Raw genomic sequence first — 18,247 nt, 5'->3', positions numbered from 1 at the left:
CCTGCGGCGTCTCCGGGGGTGGCCACGGTTTGAGCAGCGCTCGAAAAATGGTCTCGGCATCTTTCAGCAGACTTCTGATTATCAGGGAAAAAGTTTAGAGTGCTGCTCAAACACGAGGAGGGCTACGTGCGACTCACCCCCACCGAACGCGACCGGCTGCTGCTCTTCGGGGCCGCCGAGCTCGCCCGGGCGAGAAGGGCCCGCGGGCTGCGGCTCAACGTGCCGGAGGCGACCGCGCTCATCGCGGACACCGTCTGCGAGGCCGCCCGCGACGGCGTCCGGCTCGCCGAGGCGATCGACCGGGCCCGCTCGGTGCTCGGTCCGCACGACGTGCTGCCCGGCGTCACGGACGTCGTCACCGAGGTGCACGTCGAGGCCGTCTTCGACGACGGCTCGCGGCTCGCGGTCGTCGCCGACCCGATCGGCGGAGGCGGCTCGGGGGACCGCGGACCGGGCGCGCTGCTGCCCGGGGCCGCGCACGCCGAGCCCGGGGCCGTCGTGCGGCTGACGGTCACCAACACCGCCGCCGTGCCCGTCTCCGTCACGTCCCACTTCCACTTCTTCGAGGCGAACCCGCGGCTGGACTTCGCGCGAGACGCCGCCTACGGGATGCGGCTCGCCGTGCCCGCCGGATCCTCCGTGCGCTTCGGGCCGGGGGAGAGCGTCGAGGTCGGGCTCCTGCCCCTCGGGGGCGACCGGGTGGCGATCGGCTTCGCCGGGCTGGTGGACGGGCCGCTGGACGCGCCGGGGGCGCGGGAAGAGGCCCTGCGCCGCGCCGCCGCCTGCGGATACCTGGGGGCCGAGGCGTGAACCCCTACGAGTACGCCGCCACCCACGGCCCGCGCGCCGGCGACCGCATCCGGCTCGCGGACTCCGGTCTCGTCGTCCGGGTGGAATCCGACTCCCAGCGCCACGGCGACGAGTTCCTCGCCGGGTTCGGCAAGACCGCCCGCGACGGACTGCACCTCAAGGCCGCCGCCGTCCGGGCCACCTGCGACGTGGTGATCAGCAACGTCGTCGTGATCGACGCCGTCCAGGGGATCCGCAAGGTGTCCGTCGGCATCCGCGAGGGACGGATCTGCGCCATCGGGCGGGCCGGCAACCCCGACACCCTCGACGGGGTGGACGTCGTCGTCGGCACCGGCACCTCGATCGTGTCCGGCGAGGGCCTCATCGCCACCGCGGGCGCCGTCGACACGCACGTCCACCTGTTGTCGCCGCGCATCATGGAGGCCTCGCTGGCCTCCGGCGTGACCACGGTCATCGGGCAGGAGTTCGGGCCCGTGTGGGGCGTCGGGGTCAACTCTCCCTGGGCGCTGCGGCACGCGTTCAACGCGTTCGACGCCTGGCCGGTCAACATCGGCTTCCTGGCCCGGGGTTCGTCCTCCCGCGACGCCCCCCTGGTGGAGGCGCTGGCCGAGGGAGGGGCCTCGGGCTTCAAGGTGCACGAGGACATGGGCGCCCACACCCGGGCGCTGGACACGGCGTTGCGCGTCGCCGAGGAGCACGACGTCCAGGTCGCCCTGCACAGCGACGGGCTGAACGAGTGCCTGTCCGTCGAGGACACCCTGCGCGTCCTCGAAGGCCGCACCGTCCACGCCTTCCACATCGAGGGCTGCGGCGGCGGTCATGTGCCGAACGTGCTGAAGATGGCGGGCGTGCCGAACGTCATCGGCTCCTCCACCAACCCCACCCTCCCCTTCGGCCGCGACGCCGTCGCCGAGCACTACGGCATGATCGTCTCCGTCCACGACCTGAAGACCGACCTGCCCGGCGACGCCGCCATGGCGCGCGACCGCATCCGCGCCGGAACGATGGGCGCCGAGGACGTGCTGCACGACCTGGGCGCCATCGGCATCACCTCGTCCGACGCGCAGGGCATGGGCCGCGCGGGCGAGACCGTCCGCCGCACCTTCGCCATGGCCGGGAAGATGAAGGCCGAGTTCGGCGCTCCGGACGACGACCACGACAACGAGCGCGTCCTGCGCTACATCGCCAAGCTGACGGTCAACCCGGCCATCGCGCACGGCCTTTCGCACGAGGTCGGGTCGATCGAGGTCGGCAAGCTCGCCGACATCGTGCTGTGGCGCCCCGAGTACTTCGGCGCCAAGCCGCAACTGGTGCTCAAGTCGGGCTTCCCGGCGTACGGAGTGGTCGGCGACCCCAACGCGGCCACCGACACCTGCGAACCCCTCGTCCTCGGCCCGCAGTTCGGCGCGTACGGCGCCACGCCCGCCGACCTCTCCGTCGCGTTCGTCGCGCGGGCAGCCCTCGACCGGGGCGGCGACTCGATGCCCACCCGCCGCCGCAGGGTGGCCGTCCGCGGCACCCGCGGCATCGGCCCCGCCGACCTGCGCCTCAACTCGCGCACCGGGACGGTGGACGTGGACCAGCGCACCGGTCTGGTCACCCTGGACGGCGAGCCGCTGCGCTCCGAGCCGGCCGACTCGGTGTCCCTGAACCGTCTCTACTTCCTCTGAACCTCCTCCGACTCCCAAGGACCAGCCCCATGAGCAAGGCAGCCGCCGACGGCTTCCGCATGCCCGCCGAGTGGACCCCGCACGAACGCACCTGGATGGCGTGGCCGGGACCCAACCCCACCTTCGCCGACCCCGACGCCCTGAGCGCCGCCCGGGCCGCCTGGGCCTCGGTCGCCCGCGCCGTCCGCCGCTTCGAACCGGTGACGGTGGTGTGCGGCCCCGGACAGTCGGCTCACGCCCGCGCGCTGCTCGGCCCGGGCGTCGAGACGGTCGAGCGCGACCTGGACGACGCCTGGATGCGCGACATCGGCCCCACGTTCCTCACCAACGGCCGTGAACTGGCCGCCGTCGACTGGACGTTCAACGGCTGGGGAGCCCAGGGCTGGGCCCGCTGGGAGCACGACGCGAAGATCGCCGCGTATGTCTCGGACCTCGCGGGCGCCAGGACGTACGCGTCCAAGCTCGTCAACGAGGGCGGCGCGATCCACGTCGACGGCGAGGGCACGGTCCTGCTGACGGAGACGGTCCAGCTCGGCCCGGAGCGCAATCCGGGGTGGACACGGGAGGAGGTCGAGGCGGAGATCCACGCGATGCTCGGCACCCGCAAGGCGATCTGGCTGCCGCGCGGACTCACCGGCGACTACCCTCCCCGACCGCAAGCCCCCGGCGAGACCCCCACGGGTTTCGGCACCCTCGGCCACGTGGACATCGTCGCCGCCTTCGCCCGTCCCGGAGTCGTCGTCGCCCACAGCCAGCCGGACCCGGCACACCCCGACCACGAGGTGACGCGGGAGGTCGTCGGGCTGCTGAGGGCGCAGACCGACGCGCGCGGCCGCCGTCTGGAGGTCGTCGAGGTCGCCGCCCCGACCGCCCTGGAGGCCGACGGACACTGGGCCGACTACTCCTACATCAACCACTACCTCTGCAACGGCGGCGTGGTGCTGTGCGGCTTCGACGACCCGCGCGACGAGCTCGCGGCGGGCGTCTTCCGCCGGCTGTTCCCGGAGCGGACCGTCACCCTCGTCGACGCCCGTACGATCTTCGCGGGTGGCGGCGGGATCCACTGCGTCACCCAACAGCAGCCGAAGATCTAGGAGCAGCAGATGGCCGGTGGGCGCAGACAGGCCCCGCCCCGCGAGGACGTCCTCGCCGCCGCCATGAAGATGATCGCCGAGCGCGGTCTGGAGAAGCTCACCATGGCGGCGCTCGGCCGTGAGGTCGACATGAGCAGCGGCCATCTCCTCTACTACTTCCGCTCCAAGGACGAGCTCCTGCTGCGCACGCTGGAGTGGAGCGAGGGACGCCTCGGCGCCGAGCGCGCCCGGCTGCTGACCCGCACCGCCCCGGCCCGCGAGCGGCTCGACGCCTACGTCGGCCTGTACCTCCCCGACGGTCACCGCGATCCGCACTGGACGCTCTGGCTGGAGGTCTTCAACCGCTCGCAGAACGCCGACGACGACGCCCGCGACCGGCAGGCCGCGATCGAGGGCGCCTGGCACCGCGACCTGGCCGCCCTGCTTGCGGAAGGGGTGTCGCGCGGCGAGTTCCGCCGGGTGGACCCCGACCGGTTCGCGACCCGGCTGCGCGCCCTGCTCGACGGCTTCTCCATCCATGTCGCGATCGGCCTGCGGGGCGCGGACCGGCAGCGGGCTCTCGGCCACGTGCGGGAGTTCCTGGACGAGTCGCTGGGACTGCCGGGGCCCGCGGACTGACAACCCGCGGATCGGCGACGGACTGTTCGCATCCTGAGACACCCGGTGAGCATGGGGACGGTCTGTGCCAAACTGCCCCCGTGCTCTCGTTCGCCACGATTATTGGCAGCAGGCGCGCCGGTCCGCAGTGACCGCTCCGTACGACCAGGTACGAGCGGCCATCGTCGTCCTCGACCCGCGCGCAGACCTCTCGCACCCGCGAGAGGTTTTTTCGCTTTTCTGGCCCACCCACAGCCGGGAGCGAGAGCGCGAGGGACCATGGGGGGACGGTGGAGCCGGTCATTCCGGTAACGACCGAGATCCGACACAGGAGCCTTCAGACCATGACCGCAACCAGCGAACTCGACGATTCCTTCCACGTCTTCGACACCACCCTGCGCGACGGCGCGCAGCGTGAGGGCATCAATCTCACCGTCGCCGACAAGCTGGCCATCGCCCGGCACCTGGACGACTTCGGCGTGGGCTTCATCGAGGGCGGCTGGCCCGGCGCCAATCCGCGGGACACCGAGTTCTTCGCCCGCGCGCAGGAGGAGATCGACTTCCGGCACGCCGAGTTGGTCGCCTTCGGCGCGACCCGCCGGGCGGGCGCCAAGGCCGCCGAGGACCCGCAGGTCAGGGCGCTGCTGGAGTCGGGCGCCGGGGTGATCACCCTGGTCGCGAAGTCCCACGACCGGCACGTCGAGCTCGCGCTGCGCACCACCCTGGACGAGAACCTGGCCATGGTGGGCGACACGGTCTCCTTCCTGAAGAGCCAGGGCCGCCGCGTCTTCGTCGACTGCGAGCACTTCTTCGACGGCTACCGCGCCAACCCCGAGTACGCGAAGGCGGTCGTCCGGGCCGCCGCCGAGGCCGGCGCGGACGTGGTCGTCCTGTGCGACACCAACGGCGGCATGCTCCCGGCGCAGATCCAGGCCGTGGTCTCGACGGTCCTCGCCGACACCGGCGCCCGGCTCGGCATCCACGCCCAGGACGACACCGGCTGCGCGGTGGCCAACACCCTCGCCGCTGTGGACGCGGGCGCGACGCACGTCCAGTGCACGGCGAACGGCTACGGCGAGCGGGTCGGCAACGCCAACCTGTTCCCGGTGGTCGCGGCCCTGGAGCTGAAGTACGGCAAGAAGGTGCTGCCCGAGGGCCGGCTCCGCGAGATGACCCGTATCTCGCACGCGATCGCCGAGGTCGTCAACCTCACGCCGTCCACCCACCAGCCGTACGTGGGGGTCTCGGCGTTCGCCCACAAGGCCGGGCTGCACGCCTCGGCCATCAAGGTCGACCCCGACCTGTACCAGCACATCGACCCCGAACAGGTCGGCAACACCATGCGGATGCTGGTCTCCGACATGGCGGGCCGCGCCTCCGTCGAGCTCAAGGGCAAGGAACTCGGCGTCGACCTCGGCGATGACCGCGAACTGGTCGGCCGGGTCGTGGAGCGGGTCAAGGAGCGCGAACTCAAGGGCTACACCTACGAGGCGGCGGACGCCTCGTTCGAGCTCCTGCTGCGCTCCGAGGCCGAGGGCAGGCCGCTGAAGTACTTCGAGGTCGAGTCCTGGCGCGCCATCGTCGAGGACCGCCCCGACGGCACCCACGCCAACGAGGCCACGGTCAAGCTCTGGGCCAAGGGCGAGCGCATCGTCGCCACGGCGGAGGGCAACGGCCCGGTCAACGCCCTGGACCGGGCGCTGCGCGTGGCCCTGGAGAAGATCTACCCCCAGCTGGCCAAGCTCGACCTGGTCGACTACAAGGTCCGCATCCTGGAGGGCGTCCACGGCACCCAGTCCACCACCCGCGTGCTGATCTCCACGACGGACGGCACGGGGGAGTGGTCCACGGTCGGCGTGGCGGAGAACGTCATCGCCGCCTCCTGGCAGGCCCTGGAGGACGCGTACACGTACGGGCTGCTGCGGGCCGGAGTGGATCCGGCCCAGTAGGACCCGGGAGCCCGGTGGGGCGGGAGTCCGGCGGAACGAGCTCTGTGACGCACTGGTTGTCCCATTCCGGGATGGTTCGGGTAGCTTCGAGGGTATGAAGGCCGTGCTGCCGATCCCCTGGGCCCGAGGCCTCACCGCACCGCTGCTCGCCGTGGTGCTCGCCGCCCTCGCGGTCTGGACCGTGTGGGCGGCGCCCGCTCCGCGCGCAGCGGCGGCCACCGGAGTCTCGACGATCGCCGAATCCCTCCGCGAGAGCCCCGTCTACGTCGACCCGGAGGCGTCGGCCCAGCTGTCCCAGTCGGATGCGCGCGCCCTCCGGCAGCAGATCGAGGACGCCGGCAAACCGCTGTTCATCGCCGTCCTGCCGGCCGGATACCCCACGTCCGGCCTCTTCGGCGACCTGCGCACCGCCACCGGCATCACCGGCCTGTACGCGATCCGCCTCGGCGACCGCTTCGACGCCCGCGCCGACTCCTCCGTCCTGCCGCGCACGGCCGTGCGGAACCTGGTCGGCAGCGTCGACGACGAGAGCGACGCCGGCGCGCAGCTCGCCGACTTCACCGACCGCGCCCTGGCCGGCATGGGCGGCTCGGCCCCCGCGAGCTGGGACTCCTCGGGCGGCGGCGACGGGATCTCGTCCACCGCGCTGATCACGGCGGGCGTGGTGCTGGTGGCCGGCGGCGCGGGCGCGTACACCCTCGTGCGGCGCGGGCGCCGACGTCGGGCCGAGGAGCAGCGGGCCGCTCTGGACCGGCTGCGGGTCGTCGTCGACGAGGACATCACCGCCTTCGGCGAGGAGCTCGACCGGCTGGACTTCCACCCGGCCGAGAAGGGCGCCGACGACGCCATGCGCGCCGACTACGAACGCGCCCTGGACGCCTATGAGCAGGCGAAGTCGGCCATGGCGGCGGCGGGGAGACCGGAAGACGTCCGCGCCGTCACCCAGGCTCTGGAGGACGGCCGCTTCTCCCTGGCGTCCCTCGCCGCCCGCCGGGCGGGAAGGCCGTTGCCCGAGCGCCGCCCGCCCTGCTTCTTCGATCCCCGCCACGGCCCCTCGGTCGTCGACGCCACCTGGACGCCGCCCGGCGGGGCCACCCGCGAGGTCCCGGTCTGCGCGGCGGACGCGACCCGGATGGCCGACGGCCGCGACCCGGTGATCCGCGAGGTGGACAGCGACTACGGCCGCCGACCGTACTGGGAGGCCGGTCCCGCCTACGGTCCCTGGGCGGGCGGCTACTTCGGCGGCGGCATCCTGCCCGGCCTCCTCGTCGGCACGATGCTCGGCTCGATGATGGCCACGCCTTCCTACGCCGCCGACTACGGAAGCGGCTACGGCGACTTCGGCGGGGGCCACGAGGGCGGCGACGTCTCCGGCGCCGACTTCGACCCCGGGGACTTCGGCGGCGGCTTCGGCGACGGCGGGGGCGGGGACTTCGGCGGCGGGGGCGATTTCGGCGGAGGGTTCTGAACCGGGCCGGGCGCGGGGGAGGGGCTCGGGCCGGGGGTTCGGCTGCGGGCGGGCGCAGGGGACGAGGACGGGTACGGGCCCGGCGCGGTGCGGCGCCGGGCCCGTGGTCCCCGTCTGAGGCGGCCCCCTCGTCAGCAGGGGCCCGGGGGCCGTGGCGCGGGTCAGAGCGAGGACGCCGCCGAGGCGATGGCCGACGCGAAGGTGGACACCTCGGAGTAGACGCCGGGGGCGTTGGCCCGGGCGCAGCCGATGCCCCAGCTCACGATGCCGACCTGGATCCACGCGTTGGCGCTGTCCCGGCGGAACATCGGGCCGCCCGAGTCGCCCTGACAGGTGTCGGTGCCGCCGGCCGCGTATCCGGCGCAGATCTCGTCACTGGCGACGAGTCCGCTGTAGCCGCTGTAGGAACGGCAGGTCGCGTCGCTCACGAACGGCACGGTGGCCTTGAGCAGGTAGCGCTGCTGCGCGCCGCCCTCGGACGCGGAGCCCCAGCCGGCGATGGTGAAGGTGCCGGTGTTGTACTGCGTGGTGGTGGCGATCTTCAGCGTCGGCAGGTTGATGGGCGCGGCGAGCTTGATCAGCGCCCAGTCCTTGCCGTTGCCGTTGTAGCCGGGGGCCCGGTAGACGTACGTGGACTTGACCTGGACCCGGCCGCTGGTGGACTGCAGGTCCACGACGCCCGCGGTGGCGGTGATGCCGGTGTTGGCGCCGGTGCCGCTGACGCAGTGGGCGGCGGTGAGCACGATCTGCTGGGTGTAGAGCGCCCCGCCGCAGCCCATCGAGAGCCGGACCATGAACGGGAACTCGCCCTGGGTGGCGCGGGTTCCGCCGACGACGGGCGAGGGTGCGGCCTGCGCGGCCGACACGGGCTGGAGGCTGGCGATCGCCAGCGCGGCCGCGCCGACGACGGTGAATCTCTTCAGTGCCGTGAGGAGTCTCTTCAAGGTGCTGCCTTCCGTGGGGGGTGGCCTCGACCTGTGACGAGAGCATGTCAACACGGGCACCGCAAAGAACCGCCCACGCGCTGGCATGGTCAGGTCAAATCTGTTGCTGGATTATGGGAACGCCGCAAGTCCTCGCACAAGGGGGCGGATTCGGCCATCAGAAGCTCAGGGTGGCGCAGCTCAATTAGGACGAGTTCCGTCCTAGTTGACCCCTACCCTTCCCGCATGGTTCCTGCAGCCGCTCCACAGCCCCCGGTGTCCCTCCCCTTCCCCGGCCCCCTCGCCCTCGACGCCTGGCTCGCCGCTCACCCCGCTCCGCACCCCGGGCTGTGGGTCGAGATCGCCAGGAAGGGATCCGGCCTGCCCTCCGTCACCGCCGGGGAGGTCAACGACGTGGCGCTGTGCCACGGCTGGATCACCGGGCAGCGCAGAAGGCTCGACGACGCCCGCTACCTCCAGCGGATCACCCCGCGGCGGCCGGGCAGTCTGTGGTCGGCGGTCAACGTGCGGCGGGTCGCGGAGCTGGCCGCGCGGGGCCGTATGCGACCCGGCGGCCTCGCCGAGGTGGACGCCGCGCGGGCGGACGGGCGGTGGGCGGCGGCGTACGCCTCGCAGAAGGACGCGGCGGTTCCCGCGGAACTCGTGGCCGCGCTGGAGCGCGACCCGCGCGCCAAGGCGGTGTTCGACGGACTGGGCAGGACGGACCGCTACCTCGTCATGCTGGGTCTGCTCAGGGCCCGGACCCCGCAGACCCGGGAGGCCCGACTGGCGGCCACGCTCGCCGAGTTGGAGGCGGCCGCCGGTCCGTCGTGAGCCGTCGTCAGTCCTGGGCCGCGGCCTTCGCGAAGCCGAGCAGCGCCTGGAAGTCGATCGCCCCCGGGTCGCCGTGCGCGTTCTCCGGCACGTGCATGTGCCCGCACACGCCCTTGAACGCGTTCCACTGGGTCCCGCTCATCCGCTGTCCGCCCCCGTTCGCCGCGGACTTCGGGTACGCGGGCCACAGCGTCGGTCCGCGCAGCGGCACGTCGTGGTGGATGTGCATCCAGGCCAGGTACTGGGCGACTCCGCGCAGCGCCCATTCCGGGGCCTTGGGCCAGTAGATGTGGGCCCGGTCGTGGGCGTTCCACCGGGCGTGCAGCTCCGGGTCGCAGGTGCCGACGAGTTCCGCCTGGCAGACGTTGAGCGTGTTGGTCTCGACGCCGCCGCGGAGGTTGGCGAGCGCGCGGGAGGAGACGTCGATCTCGAAGTGCTGGTACCACTTCAGCTTCTTGGCGGCGAAGTCCGGCACCGCCGTCAGGTTGGGCGCGACGGCTCCGCCCTGGTAGTCGGGCAGTGAGCGGCCCTCCGTGGTGTGCAGGACGACGACGTTGACCTCCATCCGGTCACCGCCGAAGTCGTCCTGGTACCAGTGGTCGCGGTTCGCGCCGGGGTAGCGCTGGGGTCCGGTCTTGGTGCTCATGGTCCGCGACTGTGACACAGGACACAGCAAGGGGCCGGAAGCTCTCCGCTTCCGGCCCCTTTCCGCTGAAATTCACCGTATTCGGCATACGCTTACGCGTTCTTGATCGCCGAGATGTCGAAGTTCAGCTTGATCTTGTCGGAAACCAGCACGCCACCCGTCTCCAGGGCTGCGTTCCAGGTCAGGCCCCAGTCCGAGCGCAGGATCTCGGCCTTGCCCTCGAAGCCGACGCGCTCGTTGCCGAAGGGGTCCTTGGCGGAGCCGTTGAACTCCAGGTCGATGGTGAGCGGCTTGGTGACGCCGAGGATGCTCAGGTCGCCGGTGATGCGGTAGTCGTCGCCCCCCAGCGCCTCGGCGGAGGTGGAACGGAAGGTCATCAGCGGGAACTCGTCGGTCTTGAAGAAGTCGGCGCTCTTCAGGTGGCCGTCGCGGTCGGCGGATCCGGTGTCGATGCTGTCCATCTTGACGTCGATGGAGGCGGTCGACCGGGACGGGTCGACGCCGTCCAGCTGCAGTGAGCCGGTGAAGTCGTTGAACTTGCCCTTGACGTTGGTGACCATCGCGTGGCGAGCGGTGAATCCGATCGTCGAGTGCGCCGGGTCGATCGAGTACTCGCCGGTCAGGGCGGCGAGCGCCGGGTTCACCGCGGTGCTGGCGGCGGAGGCGGTCTCGTCGGTGTTCTTGCGGCCGAAGATGCCCATGACGTGCTCCTTGGGGATGAGGAAGGTCGAAGCTGTTTAATCTTCAACGAGGTCAACAAGGGCGACCGTAGACCTATTCCGTTCAAGTTTCAACTTAATCCGCGAAGCGTTCCGGTCGCCGTGAACCGCCGTCCGGCTCTGTGGTTCACTCCGGAGGGGGCATGCGCGGCCCGGAATGTGAGCCGGCTCTCAGTGCGCGCGTTTGTGTGACCCCTACAACCCATCAGGCCTCTGAGCAGTCGGAACGACTGCATGCCGACCCGGTTCTGTTCAGGGGTACCAGGAAAACGCTCCGGAGACTGTACGGAGTCGACGTCTCCCTTTCCTTGGTGGGCTTCGTAAGGTCACTACATGACCGTTTTGGAAGAGACGACGGGCGAGCCGACCACGGAGCCTGCGGAGCCCACGGATGCACGCGGCCGCGTGGCCGAGCTGCACGAGATCCGTGCCCAGGCGCTGGCCGGCCCGAGCGAGAAGGCGACCCAGGCGCAGCACGCCAAGGGCAAGCTGACCGCACGGGAGCGGATCGAACTGCTCCTGGACCCGGGATCCTTCCAGGAGGTCGAGCAGCTGCGCCGGCACCGGGCGACCGGGTTCGGCCTGGAGGCCAAGAAGCCGTTCACCGACGGTGTCGTCACCGGCTGGGGCACGGTGGAGGGCCGCACGGTCTTCGTCTACGCCCATGACTTCCGCATCTTCGGCGGCGCGCTGGGCGAGGCCCACGCCACCAAGATCCACAAGATCATGGACATGGCCATCGCGGCCGGCGCTCCGCTGGTCTCCCTCAACGACGGCGCCGGCGCCCGTATCCAGGAGGGCGTCTCCGCCCTCGCCGGCTACGGCGGCATCTTCCAGCGCAACACCCGGGCCTCCGGCGTCATCCCGCAGATCAGCGTGATGCTGGGTCCCTGCGCGGGCGGCGCGGCCTACAGCCCCGCCCTCACCGACTTCGTCTTCATGGTCCGCGAGACCTCGCAGATGTTCATCACCGGGCCGGACGTGGTCAAGGCCGTCACCGGCGAGGAGATCACCCAGAACGGCCTCGGCGGCGCGGACGTGCACGCCGAGACCTCCGGCGTCTGCCACTTCGCGTACGACGACGAGGAGACCTGCATCGCGGAGGTGCGCTACCTCCTGTCGCTGCTGCCGCAGAACAACCGCGAGAACCCCCCGCGGGCCGAGGCCACCGACCCCGCTGAGCGCCGCGGCGACGTGCTGCTCGACCTGGTCCCGGCGGACGGCAACCGTCCGTACGACATGACCAAGGTCATCGAGGAGATCGTCGACGACGGCGAGTACCTGGAGGTCCACGAGCGCTGGGCGCGCAACATCATCTGCGCCCTGGCCCGGCTCGACGGCCAGGTCGTCGGCATCGTGGCCAACCAGCCGCAGTCGCTCGCGGGCGTCCTCGACATCGAGGCCAGCGAGAAGGCCGCCCGCTTCGTGCAGATGTGCGACGCCTTCAACATCCCGATCATCACTCTTCTGGACGTCCCCGGCTTCCTGCCCGGCGTGGACCAGGAGCACGGTGGAATCATCCGCCACGGAGCGAAGCTGCTGTACGCCTACTGCAACGCGACCGTGCCGCGGATCTCGCTGATCCTGCGCAAGGCGTACGGAGGTGCCTACATCGTCATGGACAGCCAGTCCATCGGTGCGGACCTCACCTACGCCTGGCCGACGAACGAGATCGCCGTGATGGGCGCCGAGGGCGCCGCCAACGTCATCTTCCGCCGTCAGATCGCCGAGGCCGAGGACTCCGAAGCCATGCGGGCCCGCATGGTCAAGGAGTACAAGTCCGAGCTGATGCACCCGTACTACGCGGCCGAGCGCGGCCTGGTCGACGACGTCATCGACCCCGCCGAGACCCGTGAGGTCCTCGTCAAGTCCCTGGCCATGCTGCAGTCCAAGCACGCAGACCTGCCCTCGCGCAAGCACGGCAACCCCCCGCAGTAACCCGGCAGATCCCACCGGTAACCCGGCGGATCCCCTGCGGAAACCTCATCAACGGAGACTGACACCCATGAACGCTCCCGACATCCGCGTCGAGAAGGGCCATGCCGAGCCCGAGGAGGTCGCCGCCATCGCGGCGATCATCCTGGCCCGTGCGGCCGCCCAGCCGTCCGTGACCGTAACCCACCGAGGCCGCCCCAAGGCCGGCTGGCGCCGCCTGGAGCGCGAGGGCGGCTTCCGCGCCCCGCACAGCTGGCACTGACCCGTACGACGCGAGAAGGGCCCCTCTCCGACGAGAGGGGCCCTTCTCGCGTGCTCACGCGCGCCGGGCCCGCCGCCCCCACGCGCGAAGGGCCCCCTCCGGACGACGGAGGGGGCCCTTCGCGGCGGAGAAGGAGGAGGCGGCTACCGGAGCCGCGCCATCAGGGCGTGCTCCACGAGCGTGATCAGCGCCGACTTGGCGTCGGCACGGTGCCGCGCGTCCGTCGTGATGATCGGGGTGTCCGGGCCGATCTGCAGGGCCTCGCGCACCTCGTCCGGGTTGTACGGCTGGTTGCCGTCGAAGCCGTTGAGGGCGATCACGAAGGGGAGACCCGAGTTCTCGAAGTAGTCGACCGCGGGGAAGCAGTCGGCGAGACGGCGGGTGTCCACCAGCACGATCGCGCCGATGGCGCCGCGCACCAGGTCGTCCCACATGAACCAGAAGCGGTCCTGGCCGGGCGTACCGAAGAGGTACAGGATCAGGTCCTGGTCCAGGGTGATACGGCCGAAGTCCATGGCGACCGTGGTGGTCGTCTTGTCCCCGGTGTGGGTGAGGTCGTCGATACCCGCCGACGCGGACGTCATGACGGCCTCGGTACGCAGCGGATTGATCTCCGAAACAGCCCCGACGAACGTGGTCTTGCCCACGCCGAAGCCGCCCGCCACCACGATCTTCGCGGAAGTGGTGGAGCGGGAGGGACCCCCGCTAGAGCTTGCGAAGTCCACTGAGCACCCTTTCGAGCAGTGTCACGTCTGGCTGGCCGCCGGCGCTCTCGTCGCCGCCGGGCTGATGGATGGCGACCAGTCCCGCTTCCGCCAAGTCGGCGACGAGGATCCTGGCCACGCCGAGAGGGATGGTCAGCAGCGCCGAGATCTCGGCGACCGACTTGATCTCTCGGCAGAGGTTGCAGATCCGCTGATGCTCGGGCAGCTGGCCCTGCATCTGATGCGGCTGCGCAGTGGTGTGCACCAGCGCCTCGATGGCGAGCTGGTAACGCGGGCGGGTCCGGCCACCGGTCATGGCGTACGGACGCACCAGCGGGTTGTTCGACGCCCCGGCGGGCGCCGCCTCGGGGGTGCGCCGGTGCGGCTGCACGGGCTGGATGCGCGGGGCCGGCGGCTGGTCGTACGGGGACGGCCCCGGACCCTGCGGACCCTGGGGCGCGTACGGCCGCTGCTGGCTGGGCGCGGAGGGGAAGTTGTAACGGTTCGAGTTCTGGGAACCGTCGTTCTGGCCCTGGGCAGGGCCGTACGACCAGTTACCCGAATTCGAACCGCCTGGGGGTGTTGCCACTTTCTCTCCTCCTCCGACTGTGCCTGGCGCCCATCACGTGGAGCCGCGTCCCGAAACCCTACGGCCTCGGGACGCCAAAACGCACCGTCCGTCTGTTAGTTGAGAAGGCTCCCTTGGAGCTCCGCACGAAGGTCGGGGGTCAGGACCGAACCTGCTCGGTCCACCAGAAGGGCCATCTCGTACCCAATGAGGCCGATGTCCGCCTCGGGGTGAGCGAGAACCGCGAGCGAGGAACCGTCGCTCACGGACATGATGAACAGGAATCCCCGCTCCATCTCCACAACCGTCTGGTTCACGCTGCCTCCCTCGAAGATCCGGGAGGCGCCTGCCGTCAGGGACGTCAGACCGGAGGCGACGGCCGCGAGCTGGTCGGCACGGTCGCGGGGAAAGCCTTCGGACATCGCCAGAAGGAGTCCGTCGGCGGAGACCACCACCGTGTGGGACACCCCCGGGGTGTTGTCCACGAAGTTGGTGATCAACCAGTTCAGGTTCTGTGCCGCCTGGCTCATCGGGCTCACACTAACGCTCCTGGTTGTAGGTGCTGTCAGAACCGAAGCCCTGACCGTTCGTTTCACTGCTGCCTGCGCTGCGTCCGCGCTGGACGCCCCGTCGCAGGTTGCTCAACCTGCCTCGGACGTCCTCCGGGGCGCGGGAGACCTGTGGGCCTCCCTGGGGAGTGCTCTCGGCGGCGCCCTCGACCAGGTTGGCCTTGGGTACCCGCCGCGGCAGGCCGGAGGAGGTGACCCCGCCCGCCTTGGGCTTCTTCAGAGCGGAGGCCTGGTGCCAGCGCTCGTCGTTCGCCGATCGCCAGACGTCGGTGCCGCCGCTGCTCTCGGAGGAGGAGGCCGGCGCTTCCTGCTTCGCGGGCCGCGCGCCGTTCGCACCGCTTGCGGTGGATCCGCGGCGAGGCAGACCGGCGTCGGTCAGCGCGTGGGAGGCGGAGGGGGCCGGTCCCGGACTGTCGAAGCCTACGCGGTTCTGCTCACCTGCGTCAGTGGCCTGCGCGGATTCCGCTTCCGGAGCGTACTGGTCCGGGTAGCTGTTCTGGTAACCGTTCGTGTGACCGTTCTGCTGGGGCCAGTCGTCCTGGTAGGACTGCTGCTCCCCGTACGGCTGGAAGCCCTCGGACGTGCCTGCGGAAGCACCCGTCCGTTCCTCCTGCGCGGGCTCCGCATACGCGGGGTCCGGGTAACCGCCGTTCGACCCGTAGCCGTCGCCCTGCGCAGCGCCGCCGTTCGCGGAGAACGAGTCGTTCTGCGGCCGACCGCCGTTGGGCGCGTAGTACTGGTCGTCGTACGCCGGGCGCTGCTGCTCCTCGTACGCCGTCTGCTGGTCGAACGAACCGGGCCGGTCGGCATAGCCGGTGGCGTTGTTGTCGTAGCCGCCCTGGGCGCCGTTCTGCGCGGGGTCGTAGCCGTTCTGCCCGGCGTCGTACGCCGGCTGCTGGCGCGGCGCGTCGAAGCCCTCGCCGTACGAGGAGGCCTCGGACGGCTGCTGCGGCTGCTGCGGCTGCGCGGGCTGCTGCCCGGGCTGGTTCGGCTGGGAGTCCCGCGCCGCACGGCGTTCCTCGCGCAGCAGGGAGCGGCCCACCGGGTCCAGATCCCGGATGTCGTCCGGGACCTCGTAGCGGCTGTCGTCGAAGCCGAGTTCGGCCGCGGTGCGCATCGGCAGACCGTTGTTGAAGTCCTCGCCGCCGAAGTTCGGCTGCTGCTGCTCGGGGATGATCTGCGAGACCGTGAACTCGTCGCGCTCAGGCTGCTGCCCGCCGCCACCGTGGGTGATGGCGTCCGGCAGCATGACCAGCGAGGTGGTGCCGGCCTGCTCGCCCGAGGGACGCAGCTGGACGCGGATGCCGTGCCGGTCGGACAGCCGGCCGACCACGAACAGGCCCATGCGCTGCGAGATCGCGGCGTCCACCGTCGGCGGGTTGGCCAGCTTGTGGTTGATGTCCGCGAAGTCCTCGGCGGTGAGGCCGATGCCCTTGTCGTGGATCTCGATCATCACACGGCCGTCGGGCAGACGGGTCGCGGTGACGCGGACCTTGGTCTGCGGGGAGGAGAACGTGGTCGCGTTCTCCAGCAGCTCGGCGAGCAGGTGCACGAGGTCGGTGACCGCGCGGCCGTGGATCTCGGCCTCCGGGACGCCCGACAGCTCGATGCGCTCGTACTGCTCCACCTCGGAGGAGGCGGCGCGCAGCACGTCGACCAGCGGGACCGGCTGGTCCCAGCGGCGGCCGGGCTCCTCGCCGGCGAGGACCAGGAGGTTCTCGCCGTTGCGGCGCATACGGGTCGCGAGGTGGTCCAGGCGGAAGAGGTTCTCCAGCTGGTCCGGGTCGGCCTCGTTGTTCTCCAGGTCGGTGATCAGGGTCAGCTGGCCCTCGATCAGCGACTGGTTGCGGCGCGACAGGTTCGTGAAGATCGCGTTGATGTTGCCCCGCAGCAGGGCCTGCTCGGCCGCCAGCCGGACCGCCTCGCGGTGGACCTGGTCGAAGGCGCGCGCGACCTCGCCGATCTCGTCCGTGGTGGTGATCGGGATGGCCTGGACGCGGGTGTCGACGCGTCCGGGGTCGGTGCGCGAGAGCTGGTCGACGAGCATCGGCAGACGCTGCTCGGCGATGCCGAAGGCGGCGTTGCGCAGCTGGCGCATCGCGCGGCTCATCTGGCGGGCCACGGCGCCGGCGAGGATGAACGCCAGCAGCAGGGCGACGACCACTGCGGCGCCGGTGATGATCGCGGACGTCTTGGCGTCAGCCGCGATGTCCGAGGCCTCGGTCACGGCCTTGTCGGCCATGTCCGACTCGATCTGCCGGTAGGCGTCGTACTTCAGCGTGGTGACCGCCCACCAGTTCTCCTTGCTGATGCCCTTCTCGGCGAGACCGGCGCGCTCGGCGCCCGAGGTGGTCTCCATCGTCGAGATGGCGCCGACCATCGTGGTCGGGTCGGACGGCGGCGGAACGTAGTCCGGGTTCTGCTGCTTGGCCTCGGCGGCCTGCGCGGCGCCGTCGCTCTTGATCTTCGCCGTGGCCTCGTCCAGCTTCTTCGCGTCGGCCGCGGTGCCGCCGCCGATGTACTCCTCGATGGCGATGCCCTCGAGGTAGGCGTACGAGGAGAGGGAGACCTTCTGCTTGGCGAAGTCGGTGTCCTGCGGGCCCGGCTTGATCAGCAGGTGCATGCCGATCGAGCGCTCCAGGGACAGCGCGGCCTTGGTCAGCGAGATGGCGTAGACGGTACGGCCGTAGGAGGTGATGTTTCCGGTGCCCAGACCGAGCTCGTTGGAGAACTCCATCAGCGGGTGCGCGACCTGGGTGTAGCCCTCTTCGGTCTGCACGCCGGTGAGCTTGGAGGTGTAGGCGGCCGCGCGCAGCGTCGTCAGCTTGGTCTCCGCGGCGCGGAACAGCTGCAGCCTGCGCTCCAGTCCGGCCTTCGCCGGCATGCTCTGCGCGGCCTCGTCGAAGGCGTCGGCGGCGGCGTCCGTGGCCTTGCGGGACGCGGTGACCGTGGCGTCGTCCTTCTTGCCGGCGAGCAGCGGCGCGGCCGAGACGTCGCGTTCCTTGTAGAGGGCGTCGCCGTAGCTCAGCGCGGCCCGCACCAGGCGCGCGGTGTTCTCCGCGTCCTCGGCCTCCTGCCAGGTGTCGATCGAGCTCTTCACCTGGAAGCCGCCCATGACCAGGCCGACCACCACGGGTATGAGCAGGATCGCGTTCAGCCGGGTCGGCACCCGCCAGTTGCGCGGGGAGAGACGGCCGCCGCTCTTCGCGGGCGCGGCCGTCGGCTCCGAGCCGGGCACAGGGGCGGTCGCCGCTCCGCGCGGCGGCGGGGTGAAGTTGCCCCGCGCCGCCGGCTCGGGACTTTTCTTGCTTCGCCTCACTCGACCAACAACCTCTCGGCGGTCGGCACCTTCGTCGTGCCGCAGTGTCTCAGAGCCCGGTCAGCCATCGACCATGAGTACGTCATTGACTATTGGGCAGTTCAGGCATTCCAGCACGACGACCAGTCCTCTTCCAAACATGGGAAAGAGTTGGTTCGACGTGATGTAAACCCCAGATAA

At 70.9% G+C, this 18,247-nt stretch carries 16 protein-coding genes; 9 read left to right on the top strand and 7 right to left on the bottom strand.

Annotation, left to right across the window (positions count from 1 at the left end):
• Positions 1-126: 126 nt before the first annotated feature.
• The 6 genes from ureA to ACZ7DE_RS34780 all read left to right on the top strand — a co-directional run bounded on the left by ureA (position 127) and on the right by ACZ7DE_RS34780 (position 7,588).
• Positions 127-810: an urease subunit gamma gene (gene ureA, locus ACZ7DE_RS34805; protein WP_470768285.1), complete on the top strand. Its 684-nt coding sequence runs from the start codon at positions 127-129 to the stop codon at positions 808-810.
• Positions 783-2,480 (top strand): urease subunit alpha, encoded by a 1,698-nt coding sequence (locus ACZ7DE_RS34800; RefSeq protein WP_470768458.1) that lies wholly within the window; start codon positions 783-785, stop codon positions 2,478-2,480. The genes ureA and ACZ7DE_RS34800 overlap by 28 nt, the downstream gene beginning before the upstream one ends.
• Positions 2,481-2,509: 29 nt before the next feature.
• Entirely contained in the window at positions 2,510-3,574 is a 1,065-nt protein-coding gene (locus ACZ7DE_RS34795) for an agmatine deiminase family protein (RefSeq protein ID WP_470768283.1), read from the top strand.
• 9 nt (positions 3,575-3,583) lie between these two features.
• A complete protein-coding gene (locus ACZ7DE_RS34790) occupies positions 3,584-4,192 on the top strand; it encodes a TetR/AcrR family transcriptional regulator (RefSeq protein WP_470768281.1) in 609 nt (202 codons plus the stop codon).
• Positions 4,193-4,515: 323 nt separating this feature from the next.
• Positions 4,516-6,120 carry a citramalate synthase gene (cimA, locus tag ACZ7DE_RS34785; RefSeq protein WP_470768279.1) on the top strand — a complete coding sequence of 535 codons (1,605 nt, stop codon included), beginning with the start codon at positions 4,516-4,518 and terminating at the stop codon, positions 6,118-6,120.
• Between the two features lie 94 nt (positions 6,121-6,214).
• Positions 6,215-7,588, top strand: a complete 1,374-nt coding sequence (locus tag ACZ7DE_RS34780; protein WP_470768277.1) for a hypothetical protein — start codon at positions 6,215-6,217, stop codon at positions 7,586-7,588.
• Between the two features lie 161 nt (positions 7,589-7,749).
• Here ACZ7DE_RS34780 and ACZ7DE_RS34775 read toward each other — a convergent pair whose 3' ends face one another.
• Complete coding sequence (locus ACZ7DE_RS34775) at positions 7,750-8,532, bottom strand: S1 family peptidase (protein ID WP_470768275.1); 783 nt, start codon at positions 8,530-8,532, stop codon at positions 7,750-7,752.
• Positions 8,533-8,757: 225 nt separating this feature from the next.
• Between ACZ7DE_RS34775 and ACZ7DE_RS34770 the strand changes: the two genes are divergently transcribed.
• Positions 8,758-9,345, top strand: coding sequence for a YdeI/OmpD-associated family protein (locus ACZ7DE_RS34770; protein ID WP_470768273.1), 588 nt, complete (start codon positions 8,758-8,760; stop codon positions 9,343-9,345).
• A gap of 7 nt (positions 9,346-9,352) precedes the next feature.
• On the opposite strand, the gene ACZ7DE_RS34765 is transcribed toward ACZ7DE_RS34770, so the two are convergent.
• Complete coding sequence (locus tag ACZ7DE_RS34765) at positions 9,353-9,991, bottom strand: hypothetical protein (RefSeq protein WP_470768271.1); 639 nt, start codon at positions 9,989-9,991, stop codon at positions 9,353-9,355.
• Positions 9,992-10,083: 92 nt separating this feature from the next.
• Complete coding sequence (locus ACZ7DE_RS34760) at positions 10,084-10,692, bottom strand: YceI family protein (protein ID WP_470768269.1); 609 nt, start codon at positions 10,690-10,692, stop codon at positions 10,084-10,086.
• Positions 10,693-11,043: 351 nt separating this feature from the next.
• Between ACZ7DE_RS34760 and ACZ7DE_RS34755 the strand changes: the two genes are divergently transcribed.
• Positions 11,044-12,648, top strand: coding sequence for an acyl-CoA carboxylase subunit beta (locus tag ACZ7DE_RS34755; RefSeq protein WP_470768267.1), 1,605 nt, complete (start codon positions 11,044-11,046; stop codon positions 12,646-12,648).
• Positions 12,649-12,715: 67 nt separating this feature from the next.
• Complete coding sequence (locus ACZ7DE_RS34750) at positions 12,716-12,907, top strand: acyl-CoA carboxylase epsilon subunit (RefSeq protein WP_470768264.1); 192 nt, start codon at positions 12,716-12,718, stop codon at positions 12,905-12,907.
• 143 nt (positions 12,908-13,050) lie between these two features.
• Here the strand turns inward: ACZ7DE_RS34750 and ACZ7DE_RS34745 are convergent, their stop codons facing one another.
• The 4 genes from ACZ7DE_RS34745 to ACZ7DE_RS34730 all read right to left on the bottom strand — a co-directional run bounded on the left by ACZ7DE_RS34745 (position 13,051) and on the right by ACZ7DE_RS34730 (position 18,067).
• Positions 13,051-13,632, bottom strand: a complete 582-nt coding sequence (locus ACZ7DE_RS34745) for a GTP-binding protein (protein WP_026248371.1) — start codon at positions 13,630-13,632, stop codon at positions 13,051-13,053.
• Positions 13,613-14,200 carry a DUF742 domain-containing protein gene (locus ACZ7DE_RS34740; protein ID WP_470768262.1) on the bottom strand — a complete coding sequence of 196 codons (588 nt, stop codon included), beginning with the start codon at positions 14,198-14,200 and terminating at the stop codon, positions 13,613-13,615. The genes ACZ7DE_RS34745 and ACZ7DE_RS34740 overlap by 20 nt, the downstream gene beginning before the upstream one ends.
• 95 nt (positions 14,201-14,295) lie before the next feature.
• Positions 14,296-14,709 carry a roadblock/LC7 domain-containing protein gene (locus tag ACZ7DE_RS34735; RefSeq protein WP_037781109.1) on the bottom strand — a complete coding sequence of 138 codons (414 nt, stop codon included), beginning with the start codon at positions 14,707-14,709 and terminating at the stop codon, positions 14,296-14,298.
• Positions 14,710-14,719: 10 nt separating this feature from the next.
• On the bottom strand, positions 14,720-18,067 hold the full coding sequence (locus ACZ7DE_RS34730; RefSeq protein ID WP_470768260.1) for a nitrate- and nitrite sensing domain-containing protein: 3,348 nt from the start codon (positions 18,065-18,067) through the stop codon (positions 14,720-14,722).
• Positions 18,068-18,247: the final 180 nt, after the last annotated feature.

The sequence above is a fragment of the Streptomyces sp. NPDC037083 genome, assembly GCF_055606485.1.
The sequence above is the reverse complement of the archived record's forward strand: the minus strand, read 5'-3'. Positions and strand labels throughout refer to the sequence as shown.

Excerpts from the sequence above, each read along its gene's own strand:
- cimA (WP_470768279.1), top strand. The coding sequence starts at position 4,516 with ATGACCGCAACCAGCGAACTCGACGATTCCTTCCACGTCTTCGACACC.
- ACZ7DE_RS34735 (WP_037781109.1), bottom strand. The coding sequence starts at position 14,709 with ATGAGCCAGGCGGCACAGAACCTGAACTGGTTGATCACCAACTTCGTG.
- ACZ7DE_RS34765 (WP_470768271.1), bottom strand. The coding sequence starts at position 9,991 with ATGAGCACCAAGACCGGACCCCAGCGCTACCCCGGCGCGAACCGCGAC.
- ACZ7DE_RS34790 (WP_470768281.1), top strand. The coding sequence starts at position 3,584 with ATGGCCGGTGGGCGCAGACAGGCCCCGCCCCGCGAGGACGTCCTCGCC.
- ACZ7DE_RS34780 (WP_470768277.1), top strand. The coding sequence starts at position 6,215 with ATGAAGGCCGTGCTGCCGATCCCCTGGGCCCGAGGCCTCACCGCACCG.
- ACZ7DE_RS34795 (WP_470768283.1), top strand. The coding sequence starts at position 2,510 with ATGAGCAAGGCAGCCGCCGACGGCTTCCGCATGCCCGCCGAGTGGACC.
- ACZ7DE_RS34755 (WP_470768267.1), top strand. The coding sequence starts at position 11,044 with ATGACCGTTTTGGAAGAGACGACGGGCGAGCCGACCACGGAGCCTGCG.
- ACZ7DE_RS34760 (WP_470768269.1), bottom strand. The coding sequence starts at position 10,692 with ATGGGCATCTTCGGCCGCAAGAACACCGACGAGACCGCCTCCGCCGCC.
- ACZ7DE_RS34770 (WP_470768273.1), top strand. The coding sequence starts at position 8,758 with ATGGTTCCTGCAGCCGCTCCACAGCCCCCGGTGTCCCTCCCCTTCCCC.
- ACZ7DE_RS34750 (WP_470768264.1), top strand. The coding sequence starts at position 12,716 with ATGAACGCTCCCGACATCCGCGTCGAGAAGGGCCATGCCGAGCCCGAG.